Origin of the sequence: Acidovorax sp. sif0632 (assembly GCF_019218805.1) — a bacterium.
GTDB lineage: Bacteria > Pseudomonadota > Gammaproteobacteria > Burkholderiales > Burkholderiaceae_C > Acidovorax > Acidovorax facilis.
Genome location: NZ_JAHUWW010000003.1, coordinates 552,802 through 574,214, shown reverse-complemented (window position 1 = coordinate 574,214; position 21,413 = coordinate 552,802). Strand labels below are relative to the sequence as shown.

At 61.4% G+C, this 21,413-nt stretch carries 23 protein-coding genes; 15 read left to right on the top strand and 8 right to left on the bottom strand.

Annotated features, from left to right (window positions below):
- Nucleotides 1-6 precede the first annotated feature (6 nt).
- The 5 genes from rbfA (at nt 7) to KW832_RS12615 (ending at nt 5,309) form a co-directional block, all read left to right on the top strand.
- Complete coding sequence (rbfA, locus tag KW832_RS12635) at nt 7-378, top strand: 30S ribosome-binding factor RbfA (RefSeq protein WP_010458038.1); 372 nt, start codon at nt 7-9, stop codon at nt 376-378.
- Between the two features lie 3 nt (nt 379-381).
- On the top strand, nt 382-1,374 hold the full coding sequence (gene truB / locus KW832_RS12630; protein WP_218300145.1) for a tRNA pseudouridine(55) synthase TruB: 993 nt from the start codon (nt 382-384) through the stop codon (nt 1,372-1,374).
- Complete coding sequence (typA, locus tag KW832_RS12625; RefSeq protein WP_055398157.1) at nt 1,371-3,197, top strand: translational GTPase TypA; 1,827 nt, start codon at nt 1,371-1,373, stop codon at nt 3,195-3,197. The genes truB and typA overlap by 4 nt, the downstream gene beginning before the upstream one ends.
- A 91-nt stretch (nt 3,198-3,288) precedes the next feature.
- Nucleotides 3,289-4,218, top strand: coding sequence for a DMT family transporter (locus tag KW832_RS12620; RefSeq protein WP_255577745.1), 930 nt, complete (start codon nt 3,289-3,291; stop codon nt 4,216-4,218).
- The gene (locus tag KW832_RS12615; RefSeq protein WP_218300144.1) at nt 4,215-5,309 is read left to right on the top strand and encodes an enoyl-CoA hydratase/isomerase family protein; all 1,095 of its coding nucleotides are present in this window, start codon (nt 4,215-4,217) and stop codon (nt 5,307-5,309) included. The genes KW832_RS12620 and KW832_RS12615 overlap by 4 nt, the downstream gene beginning before the upstream one ends.
- Before the next feature lie 51 nt (nt 5,310-5,360).
- Here KW832_RS12615 and KW832_RS12610 read toward each other — a convergent pair whose 3' ends face one another.
- The 4 genes from KW832_RS12610 to smpB form a co-directional block, all read right to left on the bottom strand.
- Entirely contained in the window at nt 5,361-6,278 is a 918-nt protein-coding gene (locus KW832_RS12610; protein ID WP_370628690.1) for an anti-sigma factor, read from the bottom strand.
- Nucleotides 6,279-6,287: 9 nt separating this feature from the next.
- Nucleotides 6,288-6,833, bottom strand: a complete 546-nt coding sequence (locus tag KW832_RS12605; protein WP_218300142.1) for an RNA polymerase sigma factor — start codon at nt 6,831-6,833, stop codon at nt 6,288-6,290.
- Nucleotides 6,834-6,866: 33 nt separating this feature from the next.
- Complete coding sequence (locus tag KW832_RS12600; protein ID WP_218300140.1) at nt 6,867-7,238, bottom strand: hypothetical protein; 372 nt, start codon at nt 7,236-7,238, stop codon at nt 6,867-6,869.
- A gap of 145 nt (nt 7,239-7,383) precedes the next feature.
- Entirely contained in the window at nt 7,384-7,857 is a 474-nt protein-coding gene (gene smpB, locus KW832_RS12595; RefSeq protein WP_055398252.1) for an SsrA-binding protein SmpB, read from the bottom strand.
- Between the two features lie 118 nt (nt 7,858-7,975).
- On the opposite strand from smpB, the gene KW832_RS12590 reads away from it, so the two are divergent.
- Nucleotides 7,976-8,416 (top strand): type II toxin-antitoxin system RatA family toxin, encoded by a 441-nt coding sequence (locus KW832_RS12590; RefSeq protein ID WP_121420481.1) that lies wholly within the window; start codon nt 7,976-7,978, stop codon nt 8,414-8,416.
- The gene (locus tag KW832_RS12585) at nt 8,409-8,768 is read left to right on the top strand and encodes an RnfH family protein (RefSeq protein ID WP_218300139.1); all 360 of its coding nucleotides are present in this window, start codon (nt 8,409-8,411) and stop codon (nt 8,766-8,768) included. The genes KW832_RS12590 and KW832_RS12585 overlap by 8 nt, the downstream gene beginning before the upstream one ends.
- 21 nt (nt 8,769-8,789) lie before the next feature.
- Here the strand turns inward: KW832_RS12585 and KW832_RS12580 are convergent, their stop codons facing one another.
- Nucleotides 8,790-9,329, bottom strand: coding sequence for a DUF4124 domain-containing protein (locus tag KW832_RS12580; protein ID WP_218300138.1), 540 nt, complete (start codon nt 9,327-9,329; stop codon nt 8,790-8,792).
- Between the two features lie 108 nt (nt 9,330-9,437).
- Between KW832_RS12580 and guaB the strand changes: the two genes are divergently transcribed.
- The 7 genes from guaB to KW832_RS12545 all read left to right on the top strand — a co-directional run bounded on the left by guaB (nt 9,438) and on the right by KW832_RS12545 (nt 15,900).
- Entirely contained in the window at nt 9,438-10,913 is a 1,476-nt protein-coding gene (gene guaB / locus KW832_RS12575; protein ID WP_218300136.1) for an IMP dehydrogenase, read from the top strand.
- Nucleotides 10,914-11,159: 246 nt separating this feature from the next.
- The gene (locus KW832_RS12570) at nt 11,160-11,417 is read left to right on the top strand and encodes a type II toxin-antitoxin system Phd/YefM family antitoxin (RefSeq protein ID WP_142145376.1); all 258 of its coding nucleotides are present in this window, start codon (nt 11,160-11,162) and stop codon (nt 11,415-11,417) included.
- A complete protein-coding gene (locus tag KW832_RS12565) occupies nt 11,414-11,848 on the top strand; it encodes a type II toxin-antitoxin system VapC family toxin (protein ID WP_055398149.1) in 435 nt (144 codons plus the stop codon). The genes KW832_RS12570 and KW832_RS12565 overlap by 4 nt, the downstream gene beginning before the upstream one ends.
- A 12-nt stretch (nt 11,849-11,860) precedes the next feature.
- Nucleotides 11,861-13,480 carry a glutamine-hydrolyzing GMP synthase gene (gene guaA / locus KW832_RS12560; RefSeq protein WP_218300134.1) on the top strand — a complete coding sequence of 540 codons (1,620 nt, stop codon included), beginning with the start codon at nt 11,861-11,863 and terminating at the stop codon, nt 13,478-13,480.
- A gap of 300 nt (nt 13,481-13,780) precedes the next feature.
- Nucleotides 13,781-15,037 carry a site-specific integrase gene (locus tag KW832_RS12555; RefSeq protein ID WP_218300132.1) on the top strand — a complete coding sequence of 419 codons (1,257 nt, stop codon included), beginning with the start codon at nt 13,781-13,783 and terminating at the stop codon, nt 15,035-15,037.
- Nucleotides 15,038-15,095: 58 nt separating this feature from the next.
- A complete protein-coding gene (locus KW832_RS12550) occupies nt 15,096-15,371 on the top strand; it encodes a hypothetical protein (RefSeq protein WP_218300130.1) in 276 nt (91 codons plus the stop codon).
- A 4-nt stretch (nt 15,372-15,375) separates the two neighbouring features.
- A complete protein-coding gene (locus KW832_RS12545) occupies nt 15,376-15,900 on the top strand; it encodes an AlpA family transcriptional regulator (RefSeq protein WP_218300129.1) in 525 nt (174 codons plus the stop codon).
- A 14-nt stretch (nt 15,901-15,914) separates the two neighbouring features.
- Here the strand turns inward: KW832_RS12545 and KW832_RS12540 are convergent, their stop codons facing one another.
- The gene (locus KW832_RS12540; protein WP_218300127.1) at nt 15,915-16,301 is read right to left on the bottom strand and encodes an AlpA family transcriptional regulator; all 387 of its coding nucleotides are present in this window, start codon (nt 16,299-16,301) and stop codon (nt 15,915-15,917) included.
- Nucleotides 16,302-16,477: 176 nt separating this feature from the next.
- On the opposite strand from KW832_RS12540, the gene KW832_RS12535 reads away from it, so the two are divergent.
- Nucleotides 16,478-17,293 (top strand): TIGR02391 family protein, encoded by an 816-nt coding sequence (locus KW832_RS12535; RefSeq protein ID WP_218300126.1) that lies wholly within the window; start codon nt 16,478-16,480, stop codon nt 17,291-17,293.
- A gap of 19 nt (nt 17,294-17,312) precedes the next feature.
- Here KW832_RS12535 and KW832_RS12530 read toward each other — a convergent pair whose 3' ends face one another.
- Both KW832_RS12530 and KW832_RS12525 read right to left on the bottom strand, forming a co-directional pair.
- Nucleotides 17,313-18,872, bottom strand: a complete 1,560-nt coding sequence (locus tag KW832_RS12530; protein ID WP_218300124.1) for an LA2681 family HEPN domain-containing protein — start codon at nt 18,870-18,872, stop codon at nt 17,313-17,315.
- Nucleotides 18,873-18,978: 106 nt separating this feature from the next.
- Complete coding sequence (locus KW832_RS12525; protein WP_218300123.1) at nt 18,979-20,724, bottom strand: hypothetical protein; 1,746 nt, start codon at nt 20,722-20,724, stop codon at nt 18,979-18,981.
- Nucleotides 20,725-21,413 lie beyond the last annotated feature (689 nt).

The window sequence follows — 21,413 nt, the reverse complement described above, 5'->3', positions numbered from 1 at the left end:
GACGACATGGCTGCGAAGAAATCTTCCACCCCCAACCGCGCCTTCAAGGTCGCCGATCAGATCCAGCGCGATCTGACGGAGCTGATCGCGCGCGAGTTGAAAGATCCGCGTGTGGGCATGGTGACGCTGCAGGGTGTGGAGGTGACTCCAGACTATGCACATGCCAAGGTGTTCTTCAGCCTGTTGACGGGCGACCCTGTGGAGACACAGGCGGCGCTCAACCAGGCTGCGGGTTTCCTGCGCAACGGCTTGTTCAAGCGCCTGCACATCCACACGGTGCCCACGCTGCACTTCGTGTTCGACCGCACCTCCGAGCGTGCGGCCGACATGAATGCCTTGATCGCCAAGGCAGTTTCTTCCCGCGCAAAAGAGGAGTAGTCCATGCACGCGCCTCGCACCAGGGTGCAGCGGCGCCCTGTGCATGGGGTGTTGCTGCTCGACAAACCGCTCGGCCTTTCGAGCAACGATGCCTTGCAAAAGGCGAAATGGCTCTTGCGCGCCGAAAAGGCGGGCCATACCGGCACGCTGGACCCCTTGGCCACCGGCGTGTTGCCGCTGTGTTTTGGCGCGGCCACCAAGTTCAGCCAGCTGCAGCTGGATGCGCCCAAGACCTACGAAGCCGTTGCACTGCTGGGCACCACCACCACCACTGGCGACGCCGAAGGCGATGTGGTGCAACGCTGTGATGTGGACTTGGCACAGCTGACCCCTGAGCGTCTTGCGGCCGTGCAAGAGCAGTTCACCGGCCCTATTCGCCAGGTGCCGCCGATGCACAGTGCGCTCAAGAAAGACGGCAAGGCGCTGTACGAGTACGCGCGAGCAGGTGTCACGGTAGAGCGTGAAGCGCGCGATGTCGTCATTCATGCATTAAAACTGACCCTGACGCAGACAGATAAAGCGCAAGTAGCTATCAAAATAATAGTAACTTGCAGCAAAGGCACCTACATCCGCACGCTGGGTGAAGACATCGGGGCGGCGCTGGGTTGCGGCGCGCACCTGACCTTCTTGCGCCGCATCGACACGGGTGGAATCGGTGTGGAGCGCTGCGTCACGCTGGCCCAGCTGGAAGCCATGCCGGAGGCGGAGCGCCTGGCCAGCCTGGAGGCGCCCGAGTCGCTGCTGGCACAACACGTGCGTGTCACGCTGGACGGCGAGAATGCAGCCCGATTCCTGTCGGGCGTGCGTCGCCGTGGCACCTGGCCCGATGCCAGTGCCGTGGCGGTGTTCGGCGAGAATCCTCCGGCACTGCTGGGGGTGGGCCACATCGTGGGCGGGGAGCTGGTGCCGGACAGGCTCCTGAGTCCGCTGGAAATTCAACAAATTTTGGAAGGCATGCCGCACCCTCAAGCCAGCGGCACATTGGAAAAACTATGACGACGAAACAAATCCGCAATATCGCGATCATTGCCCACGTTGACCACGGCAAAACCACCATGGTCGACCAGCTGCTGCGCCAGTCCGGCACCTTCGCCGACCACGAAAAGGTCGTTGACACCGTGATGGACAACAACGCGATTGAAAAAGAGCGTGGCATTACCATCCTGGCCAAGAACTGCGCCGTGAGCTGGAAGGGCACGCACATCAACATCGTGGACACCCCCGGCCACGCGGACTTCGGCGGTGAAGTGGAGCGTGCGCTGTCCATGGTGGACAGCGTGGTGCTGCTGATCGACGCGCAAGAAGGCCCCATGCCCCAGACGCGTTTCGTGACCAAGAAGGCCCTGGCTCTGGGCCTGCGCCCCATCCTGGTGGTGAACAAGGTGGACAAGCCCGGTGCCAACCCCGACAAGGTGGTGAATGCCGCTTTCGACCTGTTCGACAAGCTCGGTGCCACCGACGAACAACTCGACTTCCCCGTGGTGTACGCCTCGGGCATCAACGGCTGGTCGTCGCTGGAAGAAGGCGCGCCGGGCGAGCAGTGGGGTCCCGACATGTCGGCCCTGTTCGACACGATCCTCTCGCACGTTCCACCGAATACGGGTGACCCAGCCGCTCCGCTGCAACTGCAGATTTCGGCGCTGGACTTCTCCACCTTTGTGGGCCGCATCGGCGTGGGCCGCATCAGCCAGGGCACCATCAAGCCCGGCCAGGATGTGCTCGTCATGGAAGGCCCCGATGGCAAGTCCGTCAAGGGCCGTGTCAACCAGGTGCTGACCTTCCAGGGCCTTGATCGCATGCAGACGCCGCTGGCGGGCCCTGGCGACATCGTGCTGATCAACGGCATCGAAGACATCGGCATCGGCGTGACCGTGACCGACCCCGCCAACCCGTCACCGCTGCCCATGCTGAAGGTGGACGAGCCCACGCTGACCATGAACTTCTGCGTGAACACCTCGCCCCTGGCCGGCCGCGAAGGCAAGTTCGTGACCAGCCGCCAGATCTGGGACCGTCTGCAAAAGGAGCTGCAGCACAACGTGGCCCTGCGCGTGTCTGAGACCGATGAAGAAGGTATCTTCGAAGTGATGGGCCGGGGTGAACTGCACCTGACCATCCTCTTGGAAAACATGCGCCGTGAAGGCTACGAGCTGGCCGTGTCCAAGCCCCGCGTGGTGTTCAAGGACATCGACGGCGTGAAGCACGAGCCTATCGAGCTGGTGACGGTGGACATCGAAGAAGGCCACCAGGGCGGCGTGATGCAGGCCCTGGGCGAGCGCAAGGGCGAGCTGGTGAACATGGAGTCCGACGGCCGTGGCCGCGTACGCCTCGAATACCGCATCCCCGCACGTGGCCTGATCGGTTTCACCAACGAATTCCTGAACCTGACACGTGGTTCCGGCCTGATCTCCAACATCTTCGACAGCTACGAGCCGCACAAGGGCGACATCGGCGGCCGCAAGAACGGTGTGCTGATCTCCATGGACGATGGTGAAATCTTCACCTACGCCCTGGGCAAGCTGGACGACCGTGGCCGCATGTTCGTGAAGGCGAACGACCCCGTGTACGAAGGCATGATCGTGGGCATCCACAGCCGCGACAACGACCTGATCGTGAACGCCACGCGCACCAAGCAGCTGACCAACTTCCGTGTCTCTGGCAAGGAAGACGCGATCAAGATCACGCCCCCGATCGACCTGACGCTGGAATACGGCGTGGAATTCATTGAGGACGATGAACTGGTCGAGATCACGCCCAAGTCTGTGCGCCTGCGCAAGCGCCACCTGACCGAGAACGAGCGCAAGCGCGCTGCACGGTCCTGATCGGCGGAGCGTTCAGAGAAGCGCTCAGAGCACGTTCAAAAAGGGGCCACTGCGACGCAGTGGCCTTTTTGCCGTCTGAATCCTGGAGCCTCTGTTGAAATTGACACATTCCCGTGCCGTGGCGCTGATGGTGGCCGTGACCCTCATGTGGTCCATTGCCGGTGTGGTCACGCGCCACCTGGAGCATGCGGCGAGCTTTGAGGTGACCTTCTGGCGCAGCTTCTTCACGCTGCTGTCGCTGCTGGTCATCCTGCCTGCGCTTCAGGGCAGGGCGGTGTTCGCCTCCATGCGCCACAGCGGCCGTGCGCTGTGGATCTCTGGCGTGTGCTGGAGCGTGATGTTCACGGCATTCATGGTGGCGCTGGTGCTCATGCCGGTGGCCAACGTGCTGGTCACGATGGCTGTGGGGCCGCTGCTCACCGCGCTGTTTGCAAGGGTTTTCATTGGCCACCACATCGCCCCGCGCACCTGGGCCGCGATTGCCGTGGCGGGGCTGGGCATTGGGTGGATGTATGGTTCGCAGATGGCGGGCCTGCCTCTGGCAGGTACGCTGGTGGCGCTGTGTGTGCCGGTGGCAGCCGCCATCAACTGGACGGTGGTGCAGCATTCGCAGCGCCACGGCCATGCGGTGGACCTGGTGCCTGCGGTGCTGGTGCAGCATTCGCAGCGCCACGGCCATGCGGTGGACCTGGTGCCTGCGGTGCTGGTCGGCGCGGTGATCTCGGTGGTGGCTACGTTGCCGCTGGCGCTGCCTTTTCAGGCTTCAGGGCATGACCTGGCCCTGCTGGCGCTGTTGGGCGTGGTGCAATTGGCCATCCCTTGTGTGCTGGCCGTGCGCTGCGGCCGTGTGCTCAAGGCGCCAGAGATGGCGTTGCTCGGCTTGCTCGAAGTCATCTTTGGAATTTTGCTGGCCTGGCTGGGCGCAGGCGAAAAGCCTGCTCCGGCGGTGCTGACGGGAGGCGTGCTCGTGATCGGTGCGCTGGTTTTTAATGAACTGTTGGGTTGGAAGGAACAAAAATGACGGAGACGGTATTGTCTGATGTGTTGAGTGAAGTGCGAGGCCAGGTGGGCTTCATCACGTTGAACCGCCCGCGTGCGCTCAATGCCCTCTCGCTGGGCATGGTGCGTGACCTCATGGGCATCTTGCTGGCATGGCAAAACGATGCGCGGGTGCTGGCCGTGGCCATCCGTGGCAGCAACAAGGAAGGCCCGTTTGGTGCATTCTGCGCCGGTGGAGACATCCGCTTTTTGCACCAGGCGGGCAGCCAGGGCAACCCGCTGATCGAGGACTTCTTCACCGAGGAGTACGCGCTCAACCACCTGATCCACAACTACGCCAAGCCCTACATCGCCTTCATGGACGGCATCGTGATGGGTGGCGGCATGGGCATCAGCCAGGGCGCCGCCCTGCGCGTGGTGACCGAGCGCACGAAGATGGCCATGCCGGAGACGGCCATTGGCCTGTTCCCGGATGTGGGGGGGGGCTATTTTCTGAGCCGGTGTCCCGGTCGTGTGGGCGAATGGCTGGCGCTCACCGGCGACACCATTGGCGCCGGTGATGCCATCGAAAACCGGTTGGCGGACGGTTGTCTGCCTGCTGACCAGCAAGCGGCCGTGTGGGAGGCGCTGGGCATCCAGAGCTTTGCCAGCGGTGCTGCCGTCAAAGACTATGTTGCTTCTAAATTTGTAGCTGCTAGCGCTTTGCAGAAAAGCGCTAGGGGCCAAATTGACCAATATTTTTCGTTGGGCAGCGTGGGCGAGATCGTGGCGGCGCTTGAAGCGGCCGACAGTGACTGGGCACGCGCCACGGCGGCCACGCTGCGCAAGCGCTCGCCCCTCATGCTGCACGTGGTGCTGGAACAAATCCGCCGCGCACGGGACATGGGCTTGGCCGACGACCTGCGCATGGAGCGCGACATGGTGCGCCACTGCTTCTTCCTGCGCCCCGGCCAGAGCGAAACGGTGGAGGGCATCCGAGCCCTGGCCGTGGACAAAGACCATGCGCCCCAATGGAACCCTGGCCGCATCGAAGACGTGACGCCCGATATGGTGGCGCAGTTCTTCACCAGTCCCTGGCCTGCACACGCCCACCCGCTGGCCCATTTGTCCTGATCGGCAAAGGTTGTAGCCGGGCAGGCCACCCGGAGAGTCCCTGGCGGCGCGTCAGGTGTTCAGCTGCTGGTACGCCGCTGTCGCCAAGCTCAGCAGCTCGGTGCGGGACAGCTGTCCGCTCAAGGCGTAGCCAAAGCCCGCGTCCGTCCAGTAAAAGCCTGGCACCGGGCCATCTTGCGTGAACTGGAATGCGGTCGCGCTTGCGGTGGTCGGTGGCTTTGGACGGGGCGTGTTGTCGCTGGCAGGGCCAGGGCTGGTGGATGCCGCAGCCAAGGCGCCCAGGTACAGCGTGATGCGCTGGCCTGCGCTGTTCTGGTACATGAACTGCGCGCGTACCCCGGTGTCGCCAGGCAGCAAGCGGCCACCCACCAGCTCATAACCCTGCGCGCCCAGCGCGGGGACCTTGAGCGGGCGGTCCAGCCGCTTGGACAGCCATTGCACCAGGTGGTCTTGCTGGGCGGCTGTAACTTCCACGGGGTGGCGGACTTCGGGCTGGTACACCGCGTGGGCGACTGCGGCTTGCTGGGCGAAGCGTTGTGCCGGTTCGGCAGCCAGCAGCGTGGTGCCGTTGCCCGTCGCCAGCGTTTTGCCGGGTGCCACGGCGGGCCACTGGCCGCGTCCCGTCCACCCCAGCACAAAGGCCAGCAACACGGAGGCGGCCATGCTACCCCAACGCCACCACTGCGCCTGCTGCTCCCGGCGGTCCGTGGCCCGCAATGCTGCGGCCATCAACGTATCGGGCACGGGGGCGTGGAGCAGGTCCTGGTGCAGGGCGTGTAGCTGCTCTCGCTGTGCCTGCCAGTGCGCCAGTGTGGCCTGCGCTTCCTGATCATCCTGCAATTGCTCGCGCAGCGCCTGCGCCTGTGCGGGCGGCAATTGGCCGTCCACGAGGGCGTGCCAGGTGCTGCTTTCGCCAGCGCGTGGGTGGGGGGCAGGGTGGATCGGGTCCATGGTGGGGGGGCGGGTCATGGCTCTTTTTTATTTGAGGCGACGCAGCGCAGGCACTGAGCCTGCTGCGGGTGCGTCTGCGTGGGCGGCCGGTATAGGGCTGGGCGCGGGCTCTCGGTCCATCAGCGCGCGCAGGCGCGTGCGGGCGCGGGACAGGCGTGACATCACAGTGCCTGCCGGAATGCCCAGAATGCGCGCGGTGTCCTCGTAGCTCATGTCCTCCATGGCCACCAGCAGCAGCACGGCCCGCTGGTCGGCGGGCAGGCGCTGCAGACAGCGCTCCAGATCCAGGGCGTCATCCGAGGGAGCGCGGGCACCCGGCAACTGGTCGTGAATGTCGTCGATGTCCACCTGCGCCAGCGCGGGCAGCGCACGGCGTTGGTTGAGGTACAGGTTGTGCATCAGAGTGAACAACCACGCGCGCAGGTCGCTGCCCGTGCGCCACAGCAACCACTTGCTGCAGGCACGTTCCAGCGTGTCCTGCACCAGATCATCGGCCGCCCAGGCATCGCCTGTGAGCACCCGCGCGTACCGGCGCAGGCCGGGCAGTTGTTCGATGACCTGGGTGCGGTTCATGCCGTGTGGGGCCTGTGCGGCGTTGAAGGGTTCTCAGGGCCGTGCGGTGCGCCAGACCTGGTTCACCCCGTCGCCGGTTTTGTCGCCGGGCTTGGTGTCCTTGATCCAGTAGTAGAGCGGCTTGCCCTTGTAGGCCAGTTGGGTCTTGCCATCGTCACGGGTGATGACGCTGTAGTCGCCACCGGGTGCCTTGCTGGCCAAGAGTGGTGGCCAGTTGGTGGCGCAGGGGCCGTTGCACACCGACTTGCCACTGCCTGCCGCGTCGCGGTCGAACGTGTACAGCGTCATGCCGCCCGCTCCGACCAGTACGCCGTCCATGGTCTTCACGGGCGAGTCGTTCATGGTGGCGCAGCCGGCCAGTGCGGCTGCTGCGACGAAGGCGGCCATCGAGATCAGTTTTTTCATGGGTTTCTCCAGGGTGTGGTGCAGGCGGAGGCGAATGCTGCCTTGCACCGGGACAAACACATGGGCGCAGCGGTTTATTCCACGGCGTCACAAAAAAATCTCAAGGGCTGGGCTGGGTGAGCGCAGACCGCATCGCACGCATGCCTCAGCGGCTGCGACTTTTCATGGCGCGCTCCACCTCGCGCTTGCCTTCGCGGTCCTTGATGGTGTCGCGCTTGTCATGCTCAGCCTTGCCCTTGGCCAGGGCAATTTCGCATTTCACAAAGCCGTTTTTCCAGTGCAGATTGAGCGGCACCAGCGTGTAGCCCTTTTGCTCGACCTTGCCGATCAGGCGCTTGATGTCGTCTTTCTTGAGCAGCAGTTTCTTGGTGCGCGCCGATTCGGGGTTGACGTGGGTGGAGGCGGTCTTGAGCGCATGGATCAGGCAGCCGAGCAGATACAGCTCGCCATCGCGGATCAGCACGTAGCCATCGGTCAGCTGCACCTTGCCCTCGCGCAGGGCCTTGACCTCCCAGCCGTGCAGCACCATGCCCGCCTCGTGGCGTTCCTCGAAGAAATAGTTGTAAGCCGCTTTCTTGTTGTCGGCAATGCGGGACGTAGGATCGGGTTTTTTGGCCATGAAGAGGTAGATGCGGCACAAACCGGGAGTTAAAAGGCCTCCCTACAATGTGTGGGTGTCGCTGGCAGCGATTCTAATTTCCTCCGCTTGGCGCACACCGATGCCAGGCACAGTCTGCATGAAAACCGTTCACAAGTCCGTCCTCATTTGGTACAGCCCCGAAGAAATGTTTGCCCTGGTCACCGGGGTGGAACACTACCCCCAGTTTCTGCCATGGTGCGATCACGCGGGCGTGCTGGAGCAGACCGAGGACGGCATGACCGCCGAAGTGGGCATTGCGTTCAGTGGCATCCGCCAGACCTTTGTGACGCGCAATACCCACGAGGCAGGTCGGCGCGTGCAGATGCATCTCATCAAAGGGCCGTTCTCGCGCCTGGATGGCGACTGGCACTTCCACCCGGTGGGCGACGGTTCGCAGCGCGCATGCAAGGTGGAATTGCTGCTGAACTACGGTTTTGACAGTGCCACGCTCGCGGCGCTCGTAGGCCCGGTGTTTGACCGCATCGCTGGCAGCATGGTCGATGCCTTTGTGAAGCGTGCGGAGCAGGTGTATGGCTGAGCGGGTGCCGGGGAGCACTGTGCAGGTCACGGTGTTGGTCTGTATTGCTCCTCGCAAAACGCAGGAATGGGTACTTCAGCTGCCCGAAGGTGCCACCGTGGCTGATGCACTGCGGGCGTGTGGGGCGGATGGCGCATTGGGGCCGCAGGGCAGTGCAGACCGGCCGACCCTGGGCATCTGGGGTCGCGCAGTGTTGCCTGACGCCGCAGTCAGGCATCTGGACCGTGTGGAGGTTTACCGCCCACTGAAAGTGGACCCCAAGGTGGCCCGCCGTGAACGTTTTGCACGGCAGGGCGCGCGGACCACGGGGCTTTTTGCACGCCAGCGGCCCGGGGGTAAGTCGGGCTACTGAGGTCGCCTTGGGGGGCTCGGGTTAGCGCTTGCAGTCGGCGGCAATGATGCCGTCGAGGCGTTTGGATTCGGCCGCCCGGCCAGCTTCGTCGAGGAAGATGCGCTCTCCCTGGGCATTGGACTGGGTGATGGGTCTGCCCGAATCAAACGCCGCCTTGGCCTGGCGCGCGCGCGTGCAGTTGTCTGCCTTGGCCTTGGCCAGCTTTTCTTCGTCTGCTTTTTTCTTGGCCGCTTCGGCCGCTTCTGCCTGGGCTTTTTTCTCTTCCAGGGCTTTGTCCTTGCCGGTACCCGGCGCGCTGGCGGCAGGCTTGGTGGCCGAGGCGGCAGCGGTGGTTGCGGCCACAGGGGTTCCTTCCGCTGGTGCGGCTGCCACTGGAGCGGGTGCTGAACGCGGACCCCCGCCACCGGGCTGCTTCAGGATGTTCTTTTCCGGGGTATCTTGGGGTGGGGGTCGGTCGCTGAAGACCTTGCGGCCGTCCTTGTCGATCCACTGCCATTGCGCCGCCGCGCCCATGGCCCAGGTGCAGGCCACGGCCAGCAGGAGAAGCTTGTGCATTTTCATGCGGACAAGTTTATCCATGTGACTCACCCCCCGCCAGTGCGTTGAAGACGGGCGGGCGCGTTTTCACCACACGCGGCGCGGGTACAATCCGTCTTTTGGAGCTTTCTCATGCGCCTTCTTGGAAAAGCGCTCACCTTCGACGATGTGTTGCTGGTGCCAGCGTACTCCCAGGTCCTGCCCAAGGACACGTCCCTCGCGACGAAACTCTCCCGCAATATCCAACTGAACCTGCCGCTCGTGTCCGCCGCCATGGACACCGTGACCGAGGCGCGTCTGGCCATTGCCATTGCCCAGGAGGGCGGCATCGGCATCGTGCACAAGAACCTCACGGCGCAGGAGCAGGCTGCTCATGTGGCCAAGGTCAAGCGCTATGAGTCTGGCGTGTTGCGTGATCCCGTGGTCATCACCCCCGAGCACACGGTGCTGCAGGTGCTCCAGCTGTCCGAACAACTGGGCATCTCGGGCTTTCCCGTGTGCGACGGCGGCAAGGTGGTGGGTATCGTCACCGGCCGCGACCTGCGCTTCGAGACCCGTTACGACGTCAAGGTCCACCAGATCATGACCCCGCGCGAGAAGCTCATCACGGTCAATGAAAAAGAGGGCACCACGCCGGTCGAAGCCAAGGCGCTGCTCAACAAGCACAAGCTCGAACGCATCCTGGTCGTGAACGACGCCTTTGAACTCAAGGGCCTGATCACGGTGAAGGACATCACCAAGCAGACCAGCTTTCCCAACGCGGCCCGCGATGCCGCAGGCCGCCTGCGCGTAGGCGCGGCGGTGGGTGTGGGTGAGGGTACCGAAGAACGCGTCGAAGCCCTGGTCAAGGCCGGTGTGGATGCCATCGTGGTGGACACGGCCCACGGCCACAGCAAGGGCGTGATCGACCGCGTGCGCTGGGTCAAGCAGAACTACCCGCAGATCGACGTGATCGGTGGCAACATCGCCACCGGCGCTGCAGCCCTGGCACTGGTTGAGGCCGGTGCGGATGCGGTCAAGGTCGGTATCGGCCCCGGTTCCATCTGCACCACCCGCATCGTGGCGGGTGTGGGCGTGCCCCAGATCATGGCCATCGACAACGTGGCCACGGCCCTCAAGGGCACCGGGGTGCCGCTGATTGCTGACGGTGGCATTCGCTACAGCGGCGACATCGCCAAGGCCCTGGCCGCTGGCGCCGGCACGGTGATGATGGGCGGCATGTTTGCAGGCACCGAAGAAGCGCCCGGAGAAGTCATCCTGTTCCAGGGCCGCAGCTACAAGAGCTACCGCGGCATGGGCTCCATTGGCGCCATGCAGCAGGGCAGTGCAGACCGCTACTTCCAGGAGTCGAGCACCGGCAACCCCAACGCTGACAAGCTCGTGCCTGAAGGCATCGAAGGCCGCGTGCCCTACAAGGGCTCCATGGTTTCCATCGTCTACCAGATGGCGGGCGGCGTGCGTGCCTCCATGGGCTACTGCGGTTGCGCCACGATCGAAGAGATGAACAACAAAGCGGAGTTCGTCGAGATCACCACGGCTGGTATCCGCGAAAGCCATGTGCACGATGTGCAGATCACCAAGGAAGCGCCGAACTACCGCGCTGATTAAGGGACAACCCCCTGAGTCGCTTCGCGCCTTCCCCCTTCTCTCGAATGGCTGCGCCATTCGGGAAGGGAGACGCAGCCAGTGCGGCGGGGCGGCCCTTGCACGGCTGCCCTAGCCTGGATCGCGGGCGTTAGCAGGGCATGGGTCTGATCTACCTTGGGAGATACCGAGTCTGGCCTGATTGAAAAAATCTGGTCAGACTGATATAGTCTGGTCTGAATTCAGCATTCAGGCCAGACTTTTTTATTTATGCAGTCCGTTGGCATCTACGAAGCGAAAAGCAGGTTCTCTGCCTTGATCGAACTGGTCGAGCAGGGCGAGGAAGTGCGCATTACGCGCCATGGCAAAGAGGTGGTGCGCATGCTTCCCGTGCGTCGGCGCCCAGTGATTTCTGACGAGCAGATTGCGCGCGAGCTGGGCCAGATGGATGCACTTCATGCCAGCATTCAACCCGCAGGTTCATCGACGGTGGATAGCCTGCGTCGCACAGGTCGGAGTAACGCATGACCGCCTTCGTGCTGGATGCCTCGGTCACCGCCGCCTGGCTGCTGCCTGACAGTGCTAGCGAACATACCCGCCGTCTTTACACCCTTATCCGCCGCGATGAGGTGGAGCCCCAGGCGCCCAACCTCTGGCACTGGGAGTGCCACAACATCCTGGCCAGTGGCGTGAACAGCGGGCGCATCCCCGCCACATCTGTCGAAGGCCTGTGGGGCGTACTCGAAGCCATCCGCCACCGGGTGGAGCTCCATGAATTGGCCCCTGCCCAGCACAAGGCCGTGCTCGACGTGGCACTGGAGACCGGCCTGCCCACCTTTGATGCGGCCTATCTGTGGCTCGCCCGCTCGCTGCGCTTGCCCCTGGCCACCTTTGATCCCCAACAGGCCGCTGCCGCACGGCGCAGCGGTGTCCCACTTCTCGACCTCTCCCGCCTCTGACGGACCACCACCATGCAACACCAGAAAATCCTCATCCTCGATTTCGGCTCGCAAGTCACCCAGCTCATCGCCCGCCGCGTGCGCGAGGCCAATGTGTACTGCGAAGTGCACCCCTGCGATGTGACTGACGAATGGGTGCGCGACTATGCCAAGGACGGTTCGCTCAAGGGCATCATCCTGTCGGGCAGCCACGCCAGCGTGACCGAAGACACCACCGACCGCGCGCCGCAAGCGGTGTTCGATCTGGGTTTGCCCGTCTTGGGCATCTGCTACGGCATGCAGACCATGGCGCAGCAGCTGGGTGGCAAGGTCGAAATGGGCCACAAGCGCGAGTTCGGCTTTGCTGCCGTGCGCGCGCGCGGCCACACCGCGCTGCTCAAGGACATCGCCGACTTCACCACGCCTGAAGGCCACGGCATGCTCAACGTGTGGATGAGCCACGGCGACAAGGTCACCGAGCTGCCCCCGGGCTTCAAGCTCATGGCCAGCACCGACAGCTGCCCCATCGCCGGCATGGCCGATGAAAGCCGTCGCTTCTACGCCGTGCAGTTCCACCCCGAAGTCACGCACACCGTGCAGGGCAGGGCGTTGCTGGACCGTTTCGTGCTCGGCATTTGCGGCACCCGTCCCGACTGGGTGATGCGTGACCACATCGCCGAAGCTGTGGAGCAGATCCGCCAGCAGGTGGGTGATGAAGAAGTGATCCTGGGTCTCTCGGGCGGTGTGGATTCGTCCGTGGCCGCCGCGCTCATCCACCGCGCGATTGGCGACCAGCTGACCTGCGTCTTCGTCGATCACGGCCTGCTGCGCCTGAACGAAGGCGACATGGTCATGGACATGTTCGTCGGCAAGCTGCACGCCAAAGTGATCCGCGTGGATGCGAGCGACCTGTTCCTGGGCAAGCTGGCGGGCGTGAGCGACCCCGAAGCCAAGCGCAAGATCATCGGCGGCCTGTTCGTGGACGTGTTCAAGGCGGAAGCCGCGAAACTGAAGGCGGGCGACGGGGGCCACAAGGGTGCCACCTTCCTGGCGCAGGGCACGATTTACCCCGACGTGATCGAGAGCGGCGGGGCCAAGAGCAAGAAGGCCGTCACCATCAAGAGCCACCACAACGTGGGCGGTCTGCCCGAGCAACTGGGCCTCAAGCTGCTGGAGCCCCTGCGCGATTTGTTCAAGGACGAAGTGCGCGAACTCGGCGTTGCCCTGGGCCTGCCGCCCGAAATGGTCTACCGACACCCCTTCCCTGGCCCCGGCCTGGGCGTGCGCATTCTGGGCGAGGTGAAGAAGGAATACGCCGACCTGCTGCGCCGTGCCGACGCGATCTTTATCGAAGAGCTGCGCAACTTCCGTGACGAATCCAGTGGCAAGACCTGGTACGACCTCACCAGCCAGGCCTTCACCGTCTTCCTGCCCGTCAAGAGCGTGGGCGTGATGGGCGATGGCCGCACCTACGATTACGTGGTGGCCCTGCGCGCCGTGCAGACCAGCGACTTCATGACCGCCGACTGGGCTGAACTGCCCTATGCGCTGCTCAAGAAGGTGTCAGGCCGCATCATTAACGAAGTCCGCGGCATCAACCGCGTAACGTACGACGTGAGCAGCAAGCCGCCAGCGACGATCGAGTGGGAGTGAAATCAGGTCTTTTGAGGACTATCGCCAGCAATCGAAAAACTGCCGTAACGTGTTGATCTAAAAGGAAATACGTCGCGGCACCTATCGGTGGCTATCGCCGGGCAGCAAAAAAATCTGACGAAAGCTCTGACGGTAAAAATCGGGGCGAAATTAAGACAATTTCATTCACTATTCGGACTTAACCCGTCTTTGACGGTAAAAGTTATCTCGGAAATGCTTGTTTCACGCGGCTTTCCGGGCATCAGCAGGTCTCCTGGGACCCAGACGGAAATACCGTCACAAAACAGGAGAAAAATTGCCATGCTGACCGACACTGCGCTACGAAATTTGAAGCCTAAGTCCAAGGTTTATAAGGCTTCTGACAGGGATGGGATGTACGTGACGGTATCGCCGGGCGGTACCGTCACCTTCCGCTACGACTACCGCCTTCACGGTCGCCGAGAGACGCTGACCCTGGGTCGCTATGGCCCCGCAGGCATTTCGCTGGCCATGGCGCGCGAACTGCTCCTCGATGCGCGCAAGGCCGTGCTCAAGGGCGTCTCGCCCGCGATCGAAAAGCAGCGCGAGAAGCGCCGGGTGGCGTCCATCAAGACGTTCGGGGAGGCCATGGACGCATGGTTTGCCAATGCCAAGTTGGCAGACAGCACCCGTGCCATGCGCAAACACATCATCGACCGCGACATCCTGCCGGCGTTTCGCAATCGCCTGCTCACCGAGATCGAGCCGGAGGATCTGCGCGCCCTGTGCAACAAGGTCAAGGAACGCGGCGCGCCTGCCACGGCGGTACAGATCCGCGACATCGTGAAGCAGGTGTACGTCTACGCCATCGCGCATGGCGAAAAAGTACCCAACCCCACCGACAGCGTGGGCGCTGCCTCGATCGCAACTTTCGTACCCAAGGATCGCGCGCTGTCGCCTCTGGAGATCCGGCTCGTCGTGCAGCAACTGGACCAAGCCGCGACCTATCCGACCATCAAACTGGCATTGCGTTTGATTCTGCTGACGCTGGTGCGCAAGAGCGAATTGATCCATGCCACATGGGACGAGGTCAATTTCGAAAACGCGACGTGGACGATTCCAAAGGAGCGGATGAAGGGACGCAATCCGCACGTGGTCTACCTGTCGCGCCAGGCGCTCGACATCTTTATCAAGTTGCACGCCTGTGCGGCTGGATCGAGATACGTCTTTCCTTCGCGCTACGACGCAGAGCGTTGCATGTCCAACGCCACATTGAACCGGGTCACGCAGCTCTTGGTGCAGGCAGCCAAGAGCAAAGGGCTGCCGCTGCATCCGTTCACCGTCCATGACCTGCGCCGCACAGGGTCGACGCTGCTGAACGAAATCGGCTTCAACCGCGACTGGATCGAGAAATGCCTCGCACACGAGGACGGTCGTTCCTCGCGCTCAATCTACAACAAGGCCCAGTACGCGGAGCAGAGGCGCCACATGCTGCAGGAGTGGGCCCATCTCATCGATGCCTGGGGTGGGGGACAGAACTACGTGCCGAAGTTGATCCCAAGGGACGTATTCGTGCCGGCAGTGACTGCGTCGGATTGAAACGCGCTTGGTTGTCACTTGACAACCGTGGCGATCATCCTCACACTGGAGATCACTGATGGCACGTCCCTCTCATCCGAAAAAGGAAGTCGAGGAAGCACTCAGGCACGCCGAAGGGCAGGGCTGGCGCGTAGACGTCGGCGGTAGCCACGCCTGGGGGCGGATCTATTGTCCTTACAACGACGCGGAGTGCCGCTGCGGCGAGTTCTGCATCACCAGCATCTGGAGCACGCCGAAGAGCCCTGGGAACCACGCGCACGCCGTCCGGCGCGTCGTGGACAACTGTACGACCCACCGCAAGGAGCAGGAGGCGGCCGACGATGCGCAGGAGTAGCACGATGGAGTACACCTTCACACTCAAGTACCAACTTGCCGAAGACGATCGCGACGCCGAAGCGCTGGTTGAGCGCCTGGGCGAGGCCGGCTGCGACGATGCCCTGGTCGGCATCGGGCAACCGGGTCGCCTGGCACTGGAGTTCACCCGCGAGGCGGTCGATGCCGATCATGCAGTGCGCAGTGCGCTGGCCGACGTGCGGCGCGCCGTGCCATCGGCCAAGTTGATCGAGGTTGCGCCGGATTTGGTCGGGCTGACCGAGGTGGCCGACATCGTGGGGGTATCGCGGCAAAACATGCGCAAGCTGATGCTGGCTCATCCAGGCAGCTTCCCGACACCGGTGCACGAAGGCAGTGCGTCGATCTGGCATTTGGCGGATGTACTGGCTTGGCTGCAGGCCCGGGGCAGCTACTCGCTGGCCAAGGGCGTGCTGGAGGTCGCGCGCGTGGCCCTGCAGGTCAATGTGTTGAAAGAGGGACAGCGGCTTTCAGGGGCCGTTGTGGAGGATCTGGAAGCACGTGTGGGGTGAGGTCGCCGCGAGCCTTATTCGCGGCTGGAACCCGCCCGAACTGGGCGGGTCTTTCGCAGGTGGACATCCGGCTTGCTGACGCAGGTGCGAGGTGTATTTCTGCGTTCGTTGACCCAGGCCTCCACCTCGGCCAGATCCCACACTACGCAGCGTGGCGTCAGATTGAATCGCTTTGGGAACTCACCGCGGCGCTCCATTTCATAGATCGTGGTTTCAGCCAGTGGGACGATCTGCCGCAACTCATGGCGGCGAATGGTGCGCCGAAATGGAAGAACGCCATGCTTCGGGAACTGCGGGAGATCGTCGTAGCCGCTCGAGCCGGGCAGGGGCAGGGGTGCAGGCGGCGGTGGCACCTCGCTGCCGCTGATCTGGTTAATTTTTCTCGACGCGCTATTCTCCATATTGAGCTCCTGATGTTCGGCGATGCGCGGATCCCCATCGCATAAAGCTATGGTGGCTTTCTTTGGCTATCGCGGAAACTCGCAGGAGCGTAGAGAGGCGTACTGAAGACAAATAGGCGAGGGCATGAGCGGTCAGATGGCTTGAATGGGCTTCAAGGAAACTCAAAGAGAAACTCATGGCTGATATTCCAATTTTCAGTTCACAACATCTTGAAGCCGCCTGCCGGGTTCTCGCTGATACCGAACGAGGTTTAACCGGCACACAGATCGCGAGGTTGCTGGAGGACATCAACGTCGCCGACATGTCACCCGGTATGACGAAGTGGAAGCGACTATTCAATGCGCTGGCCGGAGCGCAGAACCAGCATCAAATCGGTAACCACCTCATCATGTTCATCAACCGAGTTATGAACCCGGTGAGCTACGCGCGAGATGCTGCAACCTTCGCATGGCGGCGCGACGAACTAAACGTCGTTCTTGCCTTCTCCGGCTTTTACGTGCGCGAAGATGGCAAGGTCGCACACGCCGATAAGGCCACAACGCTCGATGCCGCCCGCGCCCGAGCCGGGCGACTCAAGGCAGCTCTGGAAAACCGCCTTGTGCATGCCGAGGTGCTGAACTACTGCCGTGCCGAATTGCTGGACGAAAACTATTTCCATGCCGTCTTCGAGGCAACGAAGGGCGTCGCAGAGAGGATTCGCCTGCTGTCTGGTCTGAACGGCGATGGCGCGGATCTGGTGAACAAGGCGTTCGCTGGCCAACAGCCCGTTCTAGTCTTGGGACCGCTCAATACCGAGTCCGAAAAGAGCGAACAGAAAGGCTTTGCCAATTTGCTGATTGGCCTATTCGGCGCCGTGCGCAATCCGCTGGCACACGCGCCCAAGACGAATTGGCCCATGTCCGAACAGGATGCGCTGGACATTTTGACCTTGGTGTCTCTAATTCATCGCAAGCTGGATGGCACCATGAAAGCAGCGGCCATATCGCCATAAGCGATGAGACAAGCGTCATCTAGACTTCGTCGTCCCGCCCACGAACCCAGTCGTGGTCGGGGACGATCAAGGATCCAATGATGCCGCTGGTCCGCTTCTCCATACTTTCTTCATGTTGCGAAATCGAAAGCGCAAGCATTTGGATGGCCGACCGGGCAACACGTAGAGCACGTAGAACTTCCTGTGTGAACGGCTCCCTTTGGTGGCGCTCGATTTCAGGCGCTTGTCTGCTGAGCGCCGGATCGCCCGAGTCATGCAGCACCACGAATCGATGGGTGCCCGCATTTCGAAGGTCCTTTTGAGAACGCAGGATCCCTGCACTGCCGTCATAGTCATCAGCAAGCTCAACAAGGCCATAGAGCGCGCTTGTGCCTCCACGAATCGCCTTCTCCACCTTTTCGGCAAGGGGGTGGGCCCCGGTGCTCTTGTTAGGCTTTGCTCGCCACAACTTCCCGAAGTAAACCTTGTCAGGTGGTTGCCCAAGCTCAAAGTAATGGTTCGCGGTTACGGCGATTTTGTCGAGCAAGTCAAGGGCAGTTCGGTGTGTCAGGACCAGTGCAGACACATCAGGGCCATAGGTCGCGTAGTCGAGCGTGTCGCCATACCGCCCAGTTATTGGCCACGCATCCTCTGCAACAGCCCGCCATAGCAGGTCCCGTGCAAGGATGTAGTCGCTCTTCAGCATATTGAACATGGCGAACACCGGCGGCGGCATCATGCCGGCATTCGATTCACGTTCCAGAATTCCAGGAAGCATTAGCCAGTCCAGCGTGCCCAAGTTAGGATCGACAAGTTCGACGACTGGCGCGAGTGTCAGGCGTTCACGCTCTACCCAACTGATGAAGGGATCTCTGTGAGGTGATCGAGGGGGTGGGTCATCCAATTTACTTGCGAATTCCGAGATCCTTTTTGCGACCTGTGTGCCAGCGTATTGGATTACCCGCTCCCTATGCCGGTCTGCAATTTTGGCCAAGAAAATGGCCTCAACATGCGTAAGCTCCGAGCAGCCGCCTCGCTCGTAGTGCCAGAGCAGATTACGGGCCGCGCAAATTGCCGCAACTCCGTTTTCCGGATCTATCTTCAGGGCGGCAAGCCATCCATCGTGTGCTTCTCCAAGGCGATAGCTGTTGCTGAACTGGTTGGCGAGGTTGGTCCAAGCTTGCGTTCGCAGTGGTGGATCGGCATCTACGTCCTGAGCTACTCTCCAGAAAAGCCTTCGTGCTTCTGCGCGGCGCTCTCTGGAATGTTCCTGGTGGTTCAACCAAGTCTCATCATTGGGCGGAGAGCTTGTCGCGGAAACCAATCCGTTGGCTAGGTTGTAGGCGATGTCAGCAATCGGAAACCGGTTGTAAAGCTCACGAAACAGCGCGATTCCTTCTTCAATCGCATCCTGCTGTTGGATCAATGCGCCTCCGTCCACAAGGATGGCGGCCCGCAGACCCATCAGATTGAAGTGCTCGTCCGTATCGGGCTCGAGCTTGATTTCACGCGCCTGCCTCACGGCCTCTTCAGGGTTGTCGTTCAGCAAAGTGTTTAGATAAGCAGCAAGCTGATGCCACCTGTCCATCATTGATGGCATGACTTGGATCCTTGGTTGTAGAGTCGATGTAATAGTCGAAGTCAAAGATGCAGATAGCAAGTCAAACCGAGAACTCGACCGCATTGGCCATTTCATCCCCCACCGCTCAGATTCCCAACCCTTCTGCCCTCACCGTGGAACCGAGCACGGACAGATGCCTGGTGACGTCAGCAGCAACACTGAAATGCTCAATAGTGGCGAAATGAGGGTCGCCGGCATAGGCCGAAATCACCGTGTCGGGATCGTCAAGTCGACAGGCTGTCGGAGACCCTTTGCGCGAAAAATGAACTGCCTGACCGTCGACAACTCCCACGCCAATGGCGGGACGTCCATCAAGAACGTTGACAAAGGTCTGTTGGTCGTAAACCAGAATACCTTCCTGAAACGCCAGGCAGTCCATGACACCGACATTGTGCAGGACGACGGGAACGACATGGTCAAGCTCATTTGATTGAATGCCGCTGGAAAGGAGCTTTTCCCTGACCTTTGAATCTGATTTCGCCAAAGACTTGAATGCCTCGAGTTGGGTGATACCGTAGGCCAAACCCCTGTCAACGTGAGCGAAGCGACTGATCCAATAGCGCATGCCGCCTTTGTCGCTGTACTCAAGGTGCTTGAGCTGCACAGCGAAAAGAATTCCTTGTTGCTTGTCGCGAACGAAGAAGTCAACGTCAACATGCGTCCCGTCGGAAGTGTCGTGCTTTTCGATTCCAACATCGATGGTCTGCACGTGCGGAATGTCTCGCAGCCTGCCAAGAAGGTATCTCTTTTGCGTATTCGAAAGTTCCTTGTTGTGCCAGTTGGGTCCGAGCAGTTCGTAGGCCATTTTTTCGGCGATCAACAAGAGCCCGGGAGCAAGTTTTCTCGGTCCAAGGATCAGGCCACCATTGCGGACATCAAATGCTCGATCAAACAATTTTCGACTTGTCTGGTCTTTCAGTACGGCATCGAACGCCATCCTGAAATTCTCAGTGGGAAAATCAGCGCGAAGGATTGGCCGCCGAGTACCGTCGCGCTCGGCTTGGAGAGCAGCACCGGCGAGCAAGATCAGCGGCCACAGGTGGTTTTCCATCAGTCTTCCGACCGGCCCCTCTTCAACCGGCAAGCGCCAGTGTTGAGGAAAAAGAGACAGGGCGTGGAAGAATGCCGTTTCGACCTCACCAGAAATGTCTTGGCCACCAGCTGCTAAATAGGCGTAGACCTCCAGACTCATCTGAGCCTTCCTGAGGGATAGCTCCTCAAAGGCCGAAGCGAACCACAGACGTCTAAGGTGCGCGATGGCGCCGGTGCCACTTGGTTTGATGGTAATTTGATTGGGGCTGTCGACTTCAACCTTGGCGAGACCAAGCGCCACCAGAGCGAGATGTTCCGACAGCCAGGCACTGGCGATTGCCAAGGCTATGCCGTCCGGCGCGACCGCACCTGTCGCAATACTCGGCATCGCCTCAAGCGCCTCTTCGATGAGGCTGCGATCAAGTATGCGGGACAGTTCGTCGATGTGGGTTCCGGCAACCGCTGAGCCAACATAGGTTGTCACTGGCACGGAGCCTGATTGCAGTGAATTGCGCCGGTCCCAAACTTCGGCGAAAGGCAATGGCAGGTGTGATTCGAGCGCTGCCTGCGTTTCTATGAGCTTGGCTATCAAACGCTGGCTGCCCTCAGATGGTGGCAGCAGCCGCTGAAGCCGCTGTTGGTTCCCGACGTTCAGACAATACTGATGAGGATAGCTGAGGAGCGTATAGGCTAGGCGAAGGCGATCCGTGTCTCGAGTGTCAAAAAATGTCTTCGTCGGAGAAGCTGGCGAAAGAGAGCACGCCGGCTCTGCTGTGATAGTTGTCCAGGAAGTTTTCATTTTTTTCGATTTTGGCGAAGGCTTGGTTGATATGGCGAGGATTTTTGGGAGAGCCCCCCTGTACGCAGGGCGTAGGTTGAAATCGCTACATCGAATCCAGTGAGTTGGGGCAGGTGAGGAGCCAGTTGAGGATTGCCGAAATAGGTTCCGCCCGCAGAAAACGCTTTGTTCTACGGGAACCTTGCTGCGGTAGAGTGCCCGAAGTCGCGATGCGCTTCCACAGTGGCTCGAATCGTGTTCCTCTCGCGCAGGGCATCGTGCGCTTGGCCATTCTCCATCTTCACCTTTGAAGTCGTATTCATGACCCGTCAGCAAACCTGTGCGTGCGTCGAATCTCTCCTGTGCTGTGCGGTTGTGGAAAGAAGTTCCGCAGGAATGACTTGAGCAGCGCACCACGAAGGCCATTGGCCGCAAAGTTTGGGCCTTCATCATTAGGGAGCAACTGGCGTAAGAAGGAATGATTGCCGCATCAACCGCCGCTTCGCGCGCGAGAGGCGACTACTCCTGGTACTTGCATTTGCAGTCGCAGTTCCAGAAGGCGATGACTGTTGGCCAAATGCCGCAGTCAGATTCCATCTGCACGGAGGTGGCAGGGCAGAGGGGCCGCGCAGTTGCTGCTTTCGCGTCGCGGGACACCTTGCTGCGTCCAGAGGAGCGTTGCTGATTGCCCTCGATTTCTCGATTTCGCC